Source organism: Cellulomonas sp. JZ18 (genome assembly GCF_009720485.1).
Taxonomy (GTDB): domain Bacteria; phylum Actinomycetota; class Actinomycetes; order Actinomycetales; family Cellulomonadaceae; genus Cellulomonas.
This window is the reverse complement of the sequence record NZ_CP045245.1, coordinates 2,092,291-2,107,980: the sequence shown is the minus strand read 5'-3', so window position 1 is coordinate 2,107,980 and position 15,690 is coordinate 2,092,291. Positions and strand designations below refer to the sequence as shown.

The window sequence follows — 15,690 nt, the reverse complement described above, 5'->3', positions numbered from 1 at the left end:
CCGCCGCCGACCGTCACCGCTCCGCCGGCTTCTCGGTGTCCTTCGTGTCCTTGGTCTGCTTCGCGCGGGCCGCGCGTCGGCTCAGGTCGGCCGCGAGGTCGTCCTGGGGCAGGTCCTCCTCGTGGCGCAGCGCCCCGGCGCTCAGGTCCGGCCGCAGGTCGCGCCCGATGAAGTGCTCCACCACCGACTCCAGCCGGGCCAGCCGCTCCTCGACGCCGATCGGTCCGCCGGCAGCGGGGGGTGGGCCCTGGTAGCTCTCGCGCTCGCCCTTCTCGAGCTCGAGCTTCTCCGCCTTCTCCTTCTCGCGCTTCGGCTTCTCGAGCTCCGGCTTGCCCGTGGCCGTGCGCCTGCCCCAGCACACCCGCGTCAGGAGCGTCTCGTCGTTGGGCGCCTCGATCATCACCACCGCGACCGGCCGTCGCCCGGATGCCCGCAGCGTCAGGGTCTCCACGACGCCCTGCGGGCCGCTCATCCGCGCCGAGTCGACCAACCACCCCGCGGCGTCGTACCCCTGCACCGACGCCGCCTCGGCGAAGTGGACGAGGTCGAGGGTGACCTCGCGCGCCGCGGACGGCAGCGTGACGACCGCCCGGTACCCCACCTCCCAGCCGGTCAGGCCGCCCCACGACACGATGCGCGAGCTCGGCCACGCGGTGCCGGACGGGTCCTCGGCGACGAGGTCGACGCCGGCGACGTGCCAGGGGTTGGGCAGCGGGGTCGGTGCGAGCGCGCCGAGGTCCAGGCACTGCGTCCCCCAGCCCTGCGGTCCCGCCGCCCCGCGGGCGACGGGCCACGGCCGGACCTCCTCCGGCTTCGGGCCCTCGAAGATCTCCTTGGGTTCCTTGAGGTCCTTGCCGCCTTCCTTGAGCTCCTTGATCTCCTTGGGTTCCTTGAGGTCCTTGCCGCCTTCCTTGAGCTCCTTGATCTCCTTGGGTTCCTTGAGGTCCTTGCCGCCTTCCTTGAGCTCCTTGATCTCCTTGGGTTCCTTGAGGTCCTTGCCGCCTTCCTTGAGCTCCTTGATCTCCTTGGGTTCCTTGAGGTCCTTGCCGCCTTCCTTGAGCTCCTTGATCTCCTTGGGTTCCTTGAGGTCCTTGCCGCCTTCCTTGAGCTCCTTGATCTCCTTGGGTTCCTTGAGGTCCTTGCCGCCTTCCTTGAGCTCCTTGATCTCCTTCGGTTCCTTGAAGTCCTTGCCGCCCTCCTTGAGGTCCTTGAGGTCCTTGCCGCCCTCCTTGACCTCCTTGGGCTCCTTGATCTCCTTGGGTTCCTTGAAGTCCTTGCCGCCCTCCTTGAGGTCCTTGAGGTCCTTGCCGCCCTCCTTGACCTCCTTGAACGGCTTCGACGAGGCGCACACGTGCACGCCGAGCGCGGCCTCGGCGGCGGCGATCGGGTTGGCGATCCCGAAGACTCCCTCGGCCAGCACGACGTTCCCGGCGGCGTCCCGCTGCTCGTTGTTGCCGGCGAAGTACAGGCCGACCACCCGGTCCTCGGCGTCGACGACGACCGACCCGGAGTCGCCGCCGAGGCCGAAGGCAGCGCTCCGGGCGGCGTCCACGTCGATGCCGATCTGGTCCTCGAGGACGACGTCGCCCAGGCCGTCGCCGTACGGGACGCGCACCGTCAGGTCGATCGAGTCGACGGTGCCGTGGGTGAGCTCGGTCGTCCGGCCGCGCTTGCGGACCGCGGCGCCGAGGGAGGCGGTGGCCGTGCCGCGCACCCGCCCGACGTCGACGATCTCGCACCTCGTCTCGCGGTCCGTGACGCGCACGACCGCACCGTCGACACCGGGGCCACCCGCCGTCGTGCCGGCCAGCACGGCGCGCTCGAGCGTCCCGACGACGTCCGCCGGGCACGAGCCGCCGTCCACCAGGCTCGGCTGCGCGATCGTGTCGCCGACGCTCCACGTGTCCGTGACGGCGGCGACGTGAAAGTTCGTCAGGAGCATGTGGTCGCCGGTCTCGTCGTCCGTGACGACCGCGCCGAGCGTCCCGACGAACACGTAGTCCCCGGGCTCGGGCGCGTCCGGGGGCTCCAGGTGGATGCTGCGGCAGGGGCCGATGCTCATCCCGCCCCGCAGCGTCGGGTACCGGGCGGCGTCGATCCGGGTGCCGACCTCGACCCGGCGGAACCGCTCGACAGCCATGGGGGTGAAGGACATCTGGATGACGTCGGTCGGCACGCCGTCGACCTCGGGCGGCACCGCCTCGGCCTCCGGCACGTCGCGCTTCTCGGCGACGAAGACGCGCACCGCCAGCACGTCGGTCCGCGACCCGCCCACCACCTTCGGTCCGACGTCGACCGCGGTCACCCCGGGTCTGTCCATGAACTCCGCGGCGACGTGCTGCTTCGCGCTGCGTGCGGCTGACAACGTGACCATCGGGACCGGCCCCCCATCGGCGTCGACGGTGCCTCGTTCGTTGCTCCGGGCCCTTCACAAGTTCCTCTCGCCCCCGCAGGGGGTCAAGGTGGAAAAACCGCGGCCGGGGCGGGTCGGACGGGCGGGGTCGGGCACCCGTGCGCCGGCGCCGGGACGGCCCTGCTCACCGGCGCGCGTACTCCTCGACCTCGCCGCCCCACGCACCACGCACGACGCCCGTCCCGCGCGCGACCTCGCGGTCACCACGCGCGCTGCGCACGTCGGACCCGCCCACCCTCCCCACGAGCGCGAGGAGGCTCCCCCGGGCGACGAGCGCGGCCCCGAGGGCGGTGAGCCCGGCCCGCGCGCTCACACCCTCCCGCAGCCCGCGCGCGAGCGACAGGTGCACGGTGCTCCACGTGCAGCCCGTCCGGTGCTCGCGCGCGAGGACCCAGCCGCGCTGCGCCCGGTGCCGGGGCACGGGGTCGAGCACGAGCGCGTCCTCGCACCACAGGATCGTGCCGCCGGCGGCCGTCAGCGCGAGGGTCAGCATGGTGTCCTCTCCGCCGGTCAGCCCGAAGCGCTCGTCGAAGCGCAGGCCGCGGTCACGCAGCCGGTCGAGGTCGAGCAGGAGGTTGTGGGAGGCGGCCGCGGGGACCGGCGCCCCGTGCGTGCGGCCCGGACGGGGCAGGAAGAACCCCGACGCCTGCACCCACCGGTCCACCGGCTGCGGCAGCACCTTGCGACTCGGTCCTGCGACGGCGTCGGCACCGGTGCGCTCCCACATCGCGACGAGTGCGGCGAGCCATCCGGGCTGCGGCACCTCGTCGTCGTCCACGAACACCACGACGCGGGCACCCGTGCCACGGGCCGCGTCCAGCGCCCGGTTGCGGACGGCTGCCAGGCCGGGCCGTGGCTCGTGCACGTAGTCGATGCCGAGGCCCGCGCGGGCGTCCGTCACGGCCCGCGCCCCGCCCTGCGGGTCGTTGTCGACGACGAGGACGCGAGCCGGCGGCTGCACGTCGCCGACCTGCGGCAGGACGGCGTCGAGCAGCACGGCCAGCTGCCGCGGCCTGCGGTACGTGACGACCGCGACCACGGACCGGCAGGGCGGGCCCGCGGCACCCGGGCCGGGTCGCACCCGGACCGGACCGGGGGCGCGGCGCCGCGTCGGCGCCGCGCGCCTCCCCGTCGTCGCGATCCGCATGCCGCTCCTCGCCCGCTCGTGGCGGGTGCCCCCCAGCGTCCCGGGCGGTTCACACTAGGGGCCGCACGGTCGGATGAAGGGTTTCGCGCCCGGGTGGTATGCGGCTTTTCACCCGGTCCGACGCGCCGCGTCCGGCCCCGGCCGCCGTAGGTTGCAGGCGGCCGGCCCGCGCGCACGACGGACGCGGGCCGCCGACCACGGGGCGGTGCGATCGGGGTGGGGCCGTGGCGGGAGCGGATCGACCGGCCGACCGGGCGCGGCTCGTCACGCCCGGGTGGCCGGCGGCGCCGCCCACAGACGCCGCGCCTCTGCACGGCCTGGCGGTGGTCGTCGTCAGCTACGGGTCCTCGCACCTGCTCGACGCCGGCCTGCCCGCGACCCTGACGGCCGCCGGCGCCCACGTGGTCGTCGTCGACAACGACTCGGGTGACGCCGAGCGCCGTGCCGCCACGGCGCTGTGCGCGGCGCGCGGCTGGCTCCTCGTGCCGTCGGCGAACGACGGCTTCGGCGCCGGGTGCAACCGGGGGGTGGCGGCCGCGCGCGCGGCCGGCTGCGACGTCGTGCTCCTGCTCAACCCCGACGCGGCGGTCACGTCCGAGGACGCCCGCACCCTGCTGGAGCACGTGCGTCGTCACCCGGGGGACGTCGTCAGCCCCGTCGTCGTGCTGCCGACGGGGCGCGAGTCGTTCGTCGGTGCCGTCGTGGACGTCCCGGCCGGTCGCACGCGCCGACCTCGTCCCGGCGACGCCGCGACGCTGCGCCCGTGGCTGTCCGGCGCGTGCCTCGCGCTGCACGTCGACACGTACACCGCGCTCGGCGGGTTCGACGAGCGGTACTTCATGTACTGGGAGGACGTCGACCTGTCCTGGCGCGCCGTCGGCAGGGGTGCGCGGCTGGTCGTGCGGGACGACGTGCGGGTCGTGCACGAGGTGGGCGGCACGGAGGGTGGCGTGGGGAAGTCGCCGCTGTACTGCTACTGGAACTGCCGCAACCGCATGCTCTTCGCCGCGCTGCACCTCGCACCCGCCGACCGGCGGCGCTGGGCGCTGCGCAGCGGTGCGTACGCGCTCGAGGTGGTGCTGCGCTCCGGCCGCCGGGTCGCCGTCCGGTCGCCGCGCGCGGCCCTGGCGGCGGTCCGCGGGACGGTCGCCGGCCTGCTCCTGGCCCGCCGGAGCGCGCCCGACGACCGGGCGGGCCACGGCGGTGGTGACGGTGACCGCGGCGCCGGCGGGGGAGCAGGGCCGGGCGGCGGGCGGCGGGCCTAGGGCGCCAGGTCGGGCAGCACGTGGGCGAGCTCCGCCCGGGACGTGACGCCGAGCTTGGCGAACACGTTGCGCAGGTGGAAGTCCACGGTGCGCGGGCTGACGAACAGCTGTGCCGCGACCTGGCGGGTGGGCAGGCCACGGGCGGTGAGCGCCGCGACCTGCCGCTCGGCGGGCGTCAGCGCTGCCGTCGGTGCCGCCGCCGTGTCGCGGCGGCGCAGCTGCTCGCCCGACGCGCGCAGCTCCTGCGCGGCCCGCTGCGCCCACCGCCGCGCACCGAGGTCGTCGAACGTGTGCAGCGCCGCACGCAGGTGCGGGCGCGCGTCGACGCGGCGGCGGGCACGGCGCAGCCACTCGCCGTACGCGAGCCGGGTGCGGGCCTCGTCCACCCGGCGCGTCGACGAGGCGTGCGCGTCGAGGGCGCGCCGGAAGTGCTCCTCCGCCTCGTCGGGGGGTGCGAGCAGGGCGCGTCCGTGCTCGGCGGCCGCCACCGCCCAGGCGGCGTCCGTGCCCTGCGCGAACTGCGCCACGTCCGTCACCCACCGGCGTGCGAGGTCGGGGCGTCCGGCGTGCACGGCCGCCTCCACGCGGTCCACGACGACGAGGCGCTCGGCGAAGCCGTGGCCCATCTGCGCCCAGTGGTGCAGCGCCGCCGCGGGGGAGTCGGCGAGGACGGCACGGACCCACCCGAGCTGGCCGCGCACGGACGCCTCCGTGGTGCCCATCGGCCCGGCCGCGACCGCGTGCTCGAGCGCGGCGAGGCGATCCGCCGCGTCCTCGTCGCCCCGCAGGGCGGCCACGAGCGCGAGCCACGCCTGCGGCATCGCGGTCAGTGCGGGGCGTCCCGTGGCCGTCGCCAGGTGCAGCGCCTCCTGCGCGCCCGCGGCCAGCTGGTCCCAGCGCCCGGTCACGACGTCGACCGCGCCACGGCGCGTCAGCGCGTAGACCACCAGCGGCAGCGCCCCCACGTCCCGGGCCTCGGCGAGCAGCCGCTCGTGCAGGCGCAGGGCGACGTCGTCCTGACCCACGTGCAGCGCGACGAGCGCGAGGTTGGGCAGGAGCCCCTCGAGGTCGAGCCGCGCCGTGGCCGCCAGCTCCGCGGCGCGCCGCACGGCCGGCACGGCCGTGCCCCAGTCCTGACCGGCGAGCGCGACGAACGCACGCAGGACCTCGGCGACGCAGCGGCCGTCCGCGGTGGTGGGCCCGCTCGCGAACCGCAGGACCTCCGGGTCGGGCTCCACGTGGGAGGTGGCCTCGAGCGACGCCGCGAACATCGCCGCCACCCGGGCACGGTCGGCGTCGTGCGGCGCGACCGCACGCGCCGACTCCACCAGGCGGCGGTGCGCGACCTGCACCGACCCGGTGTTCCACTCCACCCGCGCACGCAGCAGGGCGGCGTCCGCCCGCACGAGCGGGTCGTCGCCCGTGAGCAGCGCCGCGTCGGCGAGCACGCCCGCGCGGTCCGGGCGTCCCGCGGTCCACGCCGCCGCCGCGGCGCGGTGCAGGCGTCGGGCGCGCGCGTCGGGGGCGGCGGACAGCTCGGCCGCCCGCTCCCACGTCGCGGACGCCGCCTCATGGCCGCCCGCCGCCGCGGACCGCACGGCCGCTGCCTCGAGCGCGCCGACCACGTCCTCGTCCGGCCGTTCCGCGGCCGCCGCGCGGTGCCAGGCACGCCGGTCGGCGTCCTGGGGCCGGTGCAGCACCTCGGCGAGCGCCGCGTGCGTGCGCCGGCGCTCGGCCGCGGTGGCGTCGGCGTACACGGCGGAGCGGACCAGCGGGTGCCGCACGTCGACGTGCGCCCCCGCCACCGTCACCAGGCCGGACCGGCGGGCTGCGTCCACGGCGGCGTCGTCCGCCCCCAGGAGCCGGGCCGCGTCGCGCACGACCTCCGCGTCGCCCGAGTCGTCCGCCGCCGCGACCAGGACGACCCAGCGGGCGTGCGCGTCCAGCGCCCGGTACCGGCCGAGGAACGCGCTCTCGACGCCGCCGGTGAGCGGCAGCTCGGACGGCAGCGGACGCAGTCCGGTCAGCACGTCGCGGTCGAGCGCGGCCGCGAGCTCGACGAGGGCGAGGGCGTTCCCGCCCGTGCGCGCGTGCAGCCGCTCGACGACCGTGCCCGGCACGTCGGCGCCCGTCGCCGCCGCGAGCAGGGCCGCCGCGGCGTCGCGGTCCAGGCCGCCCGCCACGACGAGCGGCAGGTCCGGCTCGGTCAGCGTCCCGTCGCGCGCCGCGAGGAGCACCGCCAGGTGCTCGCCCTCGACGCGCCGGCCGACGAACAGCACGGCCTCGCGCGACGCGTCGTCGAGCCAGTGGGCGTCGTCCACCGCGACGAGCGTCGGCCGTGCCGCGGCCGCGTCCGACAGCAGGGTGAGCACGGCGAGGTAGACGAGGAAGCGGTCGGCCGGTGCGGCACCGTCCTCGTCGCTCTCGCCGAGCGCGGCGCGCAGCGCGCGCGCCTGCCGGGCCGGCAGCGCCTCGACCCCGTCGCGCAGGGGACGCAGGAGACGGTGCAGCGCCGCGAAGGCCAGCGGCGCCTCGGACTCCACGCCCCGCACCCGCAGGACGCGCATGCCGTCGGCCGCGGCGACGGCGTCCGCGAGCAGGGCGGACTTGCCGGCCCCCGGCTCGCCGCGCACGAGAGCGGCGCCGCCGTGCCCGGCCCGGGCGGCGTCGAGCACGGCGCGCAGCGCCGCCCGCTCGGCGTCCCGTCCCGCGATCACGGGCCGGGAGCCTAACGCGGACCGCCGCGCTCGACGGGTGCGGTCGCACGGCGATCCCGGTGGTTTCACCGGCGCGGACCCGGCAGCCGCACGGCGAGGCTCGACGACGTCGCCTGACCGGACCACCGAGGAGACCGCCGTGCTGCCCGCCACCCCCCGCACGTTCGTCGGCACCGCCACCGTGCGCGTCGCCGACGTCGTCTGCGGCCACTGCCTCGACGCCGTGCAGGCGTCCGTCCGCCAGGTCGCCGGCATCCGCTCGGTGACCGTCGACCACGCGGCGCGCACCCTCACGGTCGTCGCCGACGAGCCCGTGGACCGCGCCGACCTCGACGCGGCCGTGGCGCGCACCGGGCACGCCGCCGTCCCGCTGCGGTGACCGACGAGGCGTCACCACCCGCTCCCGCCGTGCACCACCGACCGGCCCCGCCGGTCCCGACCCCGTACCAGGAGGCACCGACCATGTCCGCACCCGCCCTCACCCGTCCGTCCCCGCCGCCGCGCACGGACCGCCCTGCTGCCGTCGTGCGCGGCGTGGTCCGGACCTACGGCACCGGGCCGACCGCCGTCCGCGCCCTCGACGGCGTGGACCTGGACGTCGCCGCCGGCCGGCTCACCGCCGTCATGGGCCCGTCCGGCTCCGGCAAGTCCACCCTCATGCACGCGCTGGCGGGCCTCGACCGGGTCGACGCGGGCTCCGTGCGGCTCGGCGACGTCGAGCTCACGACCCTCGGCGAGCGGCAGCGGACCCTGCTGCGCCGCGAACGGGTCGGGTTCGTCTTCCAGAGCTTCAACCTCGTGCCGTCGCTCACGGCGCTGGAGAACATCACCCTGCCGCTGCGCCTGGCCGGCCGACGCGCCGACGCGGCGTGGCTCGAGGAGCTGGTGGGGACGCTCGGGCTGCAGGACCGGCTGACGCACCGCCCGCACGAGCTCTCCGGGGGCCAGCAGCAGCGCGTGGCCGTCGCACGCGCGCTCGTCACCCGCCCCGACCTGGTCCTGGCCGACGAGCCGACGGGCAACCTCGACTCCCGGCACGGCCACGCGCTGCTGACGTTCCTGCAGCGCGCCACGCGGGAGCTGGGGCAGACCGTCGTCATGGTCACCCACGACGCGTCGGCGGCCGCGTTCGCCGACCGGGTCGTGCTGCTCGCCGACGGCCGTGTCGCCGGCGACCTCGTCGACCCGGCCGTCGCCACCGTCCTGGCCGCCGTGGCCGGGCTCGAGGCGCGGCGGGCGGAGGCGTGACCGCCGTGGGGCACCTGGCCCTGCGCAGCGTCCGGGTGCACGCCGGACGCCTCGCCCTCACCGTCCTGGCGGTCGCGCTGGCGGTCGCCGTCGTGGCCGGCAGCCTCGCGCTCACCGGCACCTCCGAGCGCCTGCTCGACGCGCAGTTCCGGACCGCGGCGGCCGGTGTGGACGTCACCGTGCGCGGCGCCGCGGCGTTCGACTCGGCGATGGGCGTCGAGGTCGACCGCGAGCCGCTGCCCGCCGCGCTCGTCGACGAGGTCCGGGCCGCACCCGGCGTCGAGGAGGTCCAGCCCGTCGCCGAGGGGTCCGGTCTGCTCGAGGTCGACGGCAGCGCCGTCGTGCCCACGGGCGCGTCCGTGCTGTCGTCCTACGCGCCCGCGCCGTTCGGCGCGTTCGGGCTGCGCGAGGGACGTGCACCGGTGAGCACCGGCGAGGTCGCGGTCGACGCGGCCACCGCACGCGCGGCGGGTCTCGCGGTGGGGGACACGGTCGACGTCCTCACGGACGGGCGCACGACCCTGCGCGTGGTCGGCCTCGTCGGCTTCGCCGGCGACGACGGCGTGCCGGGGGCCACGGTCGCGCTCGTGCCGCTCGCGGACGCCCAGCGCATGCTCGGCCTCGGGGACGGCCTGACCGAGCTGCAGGTCCGCGCCCGGGCGGGGACGCGGGTCGCCGACGTGGTCGCCGACCTGCGCGCGCGGCTCGGTGACGACTACGCGGTCGCCTCCGCGCAGGACGGCGCCGCCGCCTCGGCCGCGGCGGCCGCCGAGCAGCTCGGCCCCCTGCGCCTCGTCCTGACGGCCATGGCGGCGGCCGCCCTGCTCGTCGGCACCGTCCTCGTCGCCACCACGTTCACCGTCGTCGTGGGCCAGCGCAGGCGCGAGCTCGCGCTCCTGCGCGCCGCCGGGGCGACCGCGGGCCAGGTCACGCGCCTGGTCCTCGCCGAGGCGCTCGTCGTCGGTGCGGTCGGCTCCGCCGCGGGCACGCTGCTCGGGCTGCTCGTCGCCGACGGGCTGCGCGTGCTGGCGCGGGCCGCCGGCAACGACCTGCCGGAGGGACGCCTGGTGCTGACCCCGTCGGCGGTCCTGCTGTCGGTGCTCGTCGGCCTCGGCGCCACCGCCCTCGCCGCGGCCGGCACGGCCCGCCGGGCGGCACGCGTGGCGCCCGTCGAGGCGCTGCGCGCGGCCGTCGACGTCGTCGCGCCGCCGGGGCACGGGCGCCGGCGCACGGCCGCGCGGCTCGTCCCGCTCGTCGCGGGGACCGCGGGCGTCCTCGCGGTGGCCGCCGGTGCGCCGGTCGTGCTCCTCGCGCCGGCCGTGGTCGCGACGGTCGTGGGCGTCGTCCTGAACGCCGCCCGCGTGGCGCCCGCGCTGACCCGGGTTCTCGGGGCGCCCCTGGCGTGGGCCGGCGTCCCCGGGCGGCTCGCCCGCGAGTCCGCCGCGCGTGCACCGCGCCGCACGACCTCGACGGCGATCGCCCTGGCCCTCGGGCTCGCCCTCGTCGCCTTCACGACCGTCGCGGCCGCGTCGCTGCGGGACGGTCTGTCGGGCGCCTACCGCGAGACGATCACCGCGGACCTCGTGGTCGAGAGCGCGCGCGGCGAGATGCTGGGCGGGCTCTCGCCCGCGGTGGTGGAGCGGCTGCGGTCCGTGCCGGAGGTCGCGGTCGCCTCGCGCGTGCGGTACGGGCACGTGGTGGACGGCGCCGCGACGACCGCGGTCGCCGCGGTCGACCCGCGCACGCTCCCGGCGGTCGCGGACCTCGACCTGGTCGACGGGTCGCTCGCGGCGCTCGCCGACGGGGGAGTCGTGGTCGCCGAGTCGGTCGCGGCCGAGCGCGGGCTGCGGGTGGGCGACGTCGTCGTCCTGACCCTGTCGCACGGCGGACCCCAGGACTTCGTGGTGGTCGGCGTCGTCGACTCCCTCGACGCCCAGGCGCTCTCGACGGCCTGGTTCGTCTCGCTCGACACGTACGCGCAGCACTTCACCGAGGACGTGGACGCGAGCGTCCTGGTGCGCGCCGCCGACGGCGTCACCGCCGCCCAGGCGCGGACGGCCGTGGGAGCGGCCCTGCGGGACCACCCCACGGCGGCGGTGCGCGACCAGGCCGCCGCGGCGCACGCGCGCGGTGCGAGCGTCGAGCAGGTCCTGGGCCTGGTGCACGTCCTGCTCGGGCTCGTCGTGGTCATCGCGCTGCTGGGCGTCACCAGCACCCTCGCGCTGTCGGTCGCCGAGCGGGTCCGGGAGATCGGGCTGCTGCGGGCCGTCGGCACGACCACCGCCCAGGTGGGCCGGATGGTCCGTGCCGAGGCGGTCCTCGTCGCGGGGCTCGCGGCCGTGCTCGGGCTCGCGCTGGGGATCGGCTCCGCGTCCGTCACCGTCTCCGCGGTGCTGGGGCGGGACACGCCCCTGGCCGTCGCGCTGCCGGCCGGGCCGCTCGCGGTCGTCGTCCTCGCGGCGGTCGGCGTCGGTCTCGTGGCGGGCCTCGCGCCGGCACGCCGCGCCGCGCGCACCGACGTGCTCACGGCCCTCGCCGCCGACTGACCGCCGCCCGCGGGCGCCCGGCGTGGATCCCGGTGGTTCCACCGGTGCGACGCGGCGTGCGCCCGCGGGACGGTCGGGCCGTGCCCCTGCCACCCTCACCACCGCTGGAGACGACCATGACCTCGACACCCACCCACCCGGCCGCCCACCCCGCCACCCACCCGGCCGCCCACCCCGCCCCCGCGCGGACGCCGCCGTCCCGACCGTCCGGCGCGGGACGCCGGCGGACGCCGCCACCGTCCACGCCCTCGTCCTCGAGATCGCCGCCCACGAGGGGGACCTCGAGCACGTGCGCGCGACCCCGGAGGACTGGGGGCGCCTGCTCCGCCGCGACGACGTCGTCGTCCTGCTCGCCGAGCGCGACGGGCACGCGCTCGGGTACACCTCCGCCGTCCGCCGCCTCCACCTGTGGAGCGGCACCGACGTGCTGGCCGTGGACGACGTGTACGTGCGCCCCGGCGCGCGCGACCAGGGCCTCGGGCGCCGCCTGCTGGTCGCGGCCGCACGCGTCGCCGACGCCGAGGGCCTCACGGTGACGTGGGGCGTCGCGCCGGGCAACCACGGCGCGCAGCGGTTCTACCGGCGCCTCGGCGCGACGCTGCGCGACACGGTCGTCGCCCGGTGGGAGCCGGCGGTCTACCGTCGCGCGATCGCCGGGGCGGAGACCGGACGGTGAGCGGGGCGACGTCCTCGGCGGCCGCCGCGCTCGTCGAGCCACGCGCCGGCACGGCGCCCCGCCGGCGGGGCGCGCTCGCGCTGCTCGTGTCGGCGCAGCTCGTCGTCATGCTCGACACGTCCGTCGTCAACGTCGCGCTGCCGTCGATCCAGCGGGACCTGGGCCTCGGCCCCGGAGGCGCCGCCTGGGTCGTCAACGCCTACGTCCTCGCGTTCGGCGGCCTGCTGCTGCTCGGCGGACGCGCCGCGGACGTGGTGGGGCGGCGGCGGCTGTTCGTGGTCGGCTCCGCGGTCTTCCTGGTGGGCACGCTCGCCGCCGCGACGGCCACCGACGCCGCGGTCCTGGTGGCCGCGCGGGCCGTGTAGGGTGCGGGGGCGGCCGCCCTGAGCCCGGCCGCGATGTCGCTCCTGCTCGTCATGTTCCCGGGCGCCGGCAGGGCGCGGGCCATGAGCGCGTGGGGCGGGGCGTCCACCCTGGGCGGGGCGGGCGGGGTGCTCCTCGGCGGGCTCGTCACCGGGTCCCTCGGCTGGTCCGCCGTCTTCCTCGTCACGGTGCCCGTCTCCGCCGCCGCGCTGCTGCTCGCCCCGCGCCTGCTCGACGCCACGAGGGGCGTGGGCGGGCGGAGGTTCGACGCGGTCGGGGCGGCCACGGTCACGGGCGCCGTCCTCGCGCTCGTCCACACCGCGCTCGGCGTGCCGACGCACGGCTGGCTCGCCGCGCGGACCGTCGCCGGGGCCGCCGTGGCGCTCGCGCTCCTCGCGGCCTTCGTCGTCGTGGAGCGCGCCGCGAGCGACCCGCTCGTCCCGCTCGACGTGCTCGCGTCGCGGACGGTCGCGACCGGGACCGCGCTGGCCGTGCTCGGCGGCGCGGCGCGTGCGTCGACCTTCGTGCTCGTGGCCCTGCACCTGCAGCAGGGGCTGCTGCTCGCGCCCGCCGCAGCCGGCCTCGCCATGGTGCCCACGTCGCTGACCGGGTTCGTCGTCTCGGTGGTCGTGCTGCCGCGGGTCCTGCGTCGGGCGGGGCCCGTCCGGACCATGGTCGCGGGGCTGGTCGTCCTCGCGGCCGGGCAGGTCGTCCTCGCCGGCGCGTCGGCCCCGGCGTCCTACGCCGTCGACGTCCTGCCCGGCCTGCTCCTCGTCGCCACCGGTGTGGCGCTGAGCTTCACGCCGACGACGATGGTCGTCGCGGACGCCGTGCCCGCGCACCGCGCGGGCCTGGCCTCCGGCCTGGTGAGCACCGGCACGCAGGCCGGGGCGGCCCTGGGCGTCGCCGCGTTCGCGGCGGTCGCCACGGCGTCGTCGGGCGGTGCGGGGGCTCCCGGGCCCGGGTTCACGGCCGCGTTCCTCGCCGCTGCCGCCACGGCCGCGACGACCGCGCTCCTGGCGTCCACGCTGCTGCTGCGTCCGGTGGCGCACCGGGACGAGCACGCGGGACGCGGGGCAGCGGGTCACCGCGGGTGACAGGAGCACGTCGCGAGGTCCGGTGGTCCCCGGGCGGTGACGCCTCCTGACCGGGCGCGGACGGCGGGACGCCGCGCCGTCACTCGTCGGCGGACTCCTTCTTCCCCCGCGTCACCAGGAGCGGGTCGGGTCGCCCGACGACGGCCGCGTCCTTGTCGTCGTAGTCGAACTGGCCCAGGAAGAAGCGCATCGCGTTGAGGCGGGCCCGCTTCTTGTCGTTGGAGCGGATGATCGTCCACGGCGCGTACCTCTTGTCCGTGCGCCGGAACATCTCCTCCTTCGCCGCCGTGTAGTCCTCCCAGCGGTCCAGCGAGGCGAGGTCCATGGGGGAGAGCTTCCAGCGGCGGACGGGGTCCAGCTGGCGGATCGCGAACCGCGTGCGCTGCTCCGTCCGGGAGACGGAGAACCACAGCTTCGTGAGGTGGATGCCGGACTCCACGAGCATCCGCTCGAACGCCGGCGCCTGCGTCATGAACGTCTGGTACTCCTCCTCGCTGCAGAAGCCCATGACGCGCTCGACGCCGGCGCGGTTGTACCAGGAGCGGTCGAACATCACGATCTCGCCCGCCGTCGGCAGGTGCTGCACGTACCGCTGGAAGTACCACTGGCCGCGCTCGCGGTCGCTCGGCTTCGACAGGGCGACCACGCGCGCGGTGCGCGGGTTGAGGTGCTCGGTGAACCGGCGGATCGTCCCGCCCTTGCCCGCGGCGTCGCGGCCCTCGAACAGGACGACAGCGCGCCGGTCGGTGTCCTCCAGCCAGTACTGGAGCTTGAGCAGCTCGACCTGCAGCCGGTACTTCTCGACCTCGTACGCGTCGCGGTCCAGGAGCTCGTCGTACGGGTAGCCCTCGCGCCACGTGTACACCGGGTTGCCCTCGGGGTCGATCAGGTTCGGGTCGGGCGTGTGGCTGTCCGTGACGGTGTAGCCGCTGTCGCGCAGGAACTCGATGTACTCGCGCAGGTCCGTGGGCGGGTCGACGACGGTCATGCCGTCCTCCTCGGTCGTCGCCGGGCAGAGCGGAGACCCGGTCCCACGAGTCTGCGGAGGGTCGCCGCCCTCAGCGAGCCGAACGACGCCCTGCGCGCTCAGCCGGGGCGGACCGGCCCCGTGAGCTCACGGCGCACGAGCCACCGCTCGCGCCCACCGCTGTGCGCGCTCGTCCGGGCGGCGCGGTGGAAGCCCGCGGCCTCGACGAGCTCCACCGTCCCGACGTACGCCGACACCGTGTCCATGCGGGTCCCCGCCGTCTCGGCGGGGTAGCCCTCCACGACGTCAACCCCGTGCGTCCGGGCGTGCTCGACCGCACCGTCGAGGAGCACGTGCACCAGGCCGCGCCGCCGGAACGCGGGCAGCACGACGACGCACACGAGGCTCCACGGGTCCCGCTCGTCGAGGGCCGGGATGGTCCGGGAGCGCACGAGGCGCCGGTAGGTGCTGCGCGGCGCGACCGAGCACCAGCCCGCGACCTCGCCGTCGAGGTAGGCGAGGCCGCCGGGCCCCGGGTCCTCGTCGCACAGGGCGCGCACGTACGCGGGACGCTCCCCGTCGGGGACGCGGGCGTCGCGGTACGCGGTGCACCAGCAGCCGCCGGGTCCTCCCCGTCGCCGTCCGAGCACGGCGGCGAGGTCGTCGAAGCGACCCCTCGCCGGCAGCACCTGCGTCGCCGTGTCGCGACCGTAGACGGGAGGTCCGACGCCGGCGGGCGCTTCACCGTGGTCGTCGTGGGCTCGTGCGTCGCCGCGTGCCTGTTCTGCGCTCCGCCAGCGGGGACGTCCGCTCAGGAGCCCGACGGCCCGTCGTCACCACCGGTCGCCCACGCGCGCACGGCACGCGCGACGGGGGCCGGCAGCAGCACGACCTGCGGTTCGGCGACGAGCCGTCCCGGCTCCGTGGTCCTGCGCGCGTGCGCGACGTGGTCGCGGTCGACGGGGTGCGGGCTCGCGTCGGGTCCGGCGCCGTCCTCGCCCTGCAGCGTGAACCACCACAGGTGCTCGGTGCCGTCGGGCTCACGCGTGCGGAAGACGGCCTCGACGGCCATCCGCTCCCGCTCGAGCGTGTCGAGGCACTCCTCGTGCCGCTCGCGCAGCATCGTCATCCAGCGGTCCGCCTCGGCCGACGCCCCGGCGCGCACCCGTGCACGGGAGAGGGCCACCCGCACGCCCGGCGGGAGTCCGACGACGTCCGTCATGCCCTCGTCCACCGCTGCCCTCCGCAGAC

At 77.0% G+C, this 15,690-nt stretch carries 11 protein-coding genes and 1 pseudogene; 6 read left to right on the top strand and 6 right to left on the bottom strand.

The genetic code is table 11. From position 1 onward, the window contains the following. Window positions 1-13 precede the first annotated feature (13 nt). Window positions 14-2,365, bottom strand: a complete 2,352-nt coding sequence (locus tag GC089_RS19740; protein ID WP_155377492.1) for a hypothetical protein — start codon at window positions 2,363-2,365, stop codon at window positions 14-16. A gap of 172 nt (window positions 2,366-2,537) precedes the next feature. Continuing rightward, window positions 2,538-3,452 carry a glycosyltransferase family 2 protein gene (locus GC089_RS09545; protein WP_196250675.1) on the bottom strand — a complete coding sequence of 305 codons (915 nt, stop codon included), beginning with the start codon at window positions 3,450-3,452 and terminating at the stop codon, window positions 2,538-2,540. Between the two features lie 332 nt (window positions 3,453-3,784). Here GC089_RS09545 and GC089_RS09540 point away from each other — a divergent pair, with 332 nt between their 5' ends. Further along, entirely contained in the window at window positions 3,785-4,825 is a 1,041-nt protein-coding gene (locus tag GC089_RS09540; protein WP_196250674.1) for a glycosyltransferase, read from the top strand. Here the strand turns inward: GC089_RS09540 and GC089_RS09535 are convergent. Beyond that, on the bottom strand, window positions 4,822-7,542 hold the full coding sequence (locus GC089_RS09535) for a LuxR family transcriptional regulator (protein ID WP_196250673.1): 2,721 nt from the start codon (window positions 7,540-7,542) through the stop codon (window positions 4,822-4,824). The genes GC089_RS09540 and GC089_RS09535 overlap by 4 nt on opposite strands. Window positions 7,543-7,681: 139 nt before the next feature. Between GC089_RS09535 and GC089_RS09530 the strand changes: the two genes are divergently transcribed. The 5 genes and pseudogenes from GC089_RS09530 (at window position 7,682) to GC089_RS20055 (ending at window position 13,472) form a co-directional block, all read left to right on the top strand. Continuing rightward, window positions 7,682-7,921, top strand: coding sequence for a heavy-metal-associated domain-containing protein (locus tag GC089_RS09530; protein ID WP_155377488.1), 240 nt, complete (start codon window positions 7,682-7,684; stop codon window positions 7,919-7,921). Between the two features lie 83 nt (window positions 7,922-8,004). After that, entirely contained in the window at window positions 8,005-8,790 is a 786-nt protein-coding gene (locus GC089_RS09525) for an ABC transporter ATP-binding protein (RefSeq protein ID WP_155377487.1), read from the top strand. After that, entirely contained in the window at window positions 8,787-11,336 is a 2,550-nt protein-coding gene (locus tag GC089_RS09520) for an FtsX-like permease family protein (RefSeq protein ID WP_155377486.1), read from the top strand. Before GC089_RS09525 ends, GC089_RS09520 begins: the two co-directional genes overlap by 4 nt. Window positions 11,337-11,625: 289 nt before the next feature. Next, window positions 11,626-12,012: a GNAT family N-acetyltransferase gene (locus tag GC089_RS09515; RefSeq protein ID WP_230684710.1), complete on the top strand. Its 387-nt coding sequence runs from the start codon at window positions 11,626-11,628 to the stop codon at window positions 12,010-12,012. Next, window positions 11,958-13,472 (top strand): annotated as a pseudogene (locus tag GC089_RS20055) (MFS transporter). Before GC089_RS09515 ends, GC089_RS20055 begins: the two are co-directional and overlap by 55 nt. A 79-nt stretch (window positions 13,473-13,551) precedes the next feature. Here the strand turns inward: GC089_RS20055 and ppk2 are convergent. The 3 genes from ppk2 to GC089_RS09490 all read right to left on the bottom strand — a co-directional run bounded on the left by ppk2 (window position 13,552) and on the right by GC089_RS09490 (window position 15,661). Beyond that, a complete protein-coding gene (ppk2, locus tag GC089_RS09500; protein WP_155377483.1) occupies window positions 13,552-14,460 on the bottom strand; it encodes a polyphosphate kinase 2 in 909 nt (302 codons plus the stop codon). Between the two features lie 98 nt (window positions 14,461-14,558). Further along, a complete protein-coding gene (locus GC089_RS09495) occupies window positions 14,559-15,128 on the bottom strand; it encodes a GNAT family N-acetyltransferase (RefSeq protein ID WP_155377482.1) in 570 nt (189 codons plus the stop codon). A gap of 122 nt (window positions 15,129-15,250) precedes the next feature. Then, window positions 15,251-15,661, bottom strand: coding sequence for a DUF6176 family protein (locus GC089_RS09490; protein ID WP_155377481.1), 411 nt, complete (start codon window positions 15,659-15,661; stop codon window positions 15,251-15,253). Window positions 15,662-15,690: the final 29 nt, after the last annotated feature.

Bases quoted from the DNA above. Each gene is read 5' to 3' on its own strand.
- GC089_RS09525 (WP_155377487.1), top strand. From the start codon at position 8,005: ATGTCCGCACCCGCCCTCACCCGTCCGTCCCCGCCGCCGCGCACGGAC.
- ppk2 (WP_155377483.1), bottom strand. From the start codon at position 14,460: ATGACCGTCGTCGACCCGCCCACGGACCTGCGCGAGTACATCGAGTTC.
- GC089_RS09490 (WP_155377481.1), bottom strand. From the start codon at position 15,661: ATGACGGACGTCGTCGGACTCCCGCCGGGCGTGCGGGTGGCCCTCTCC.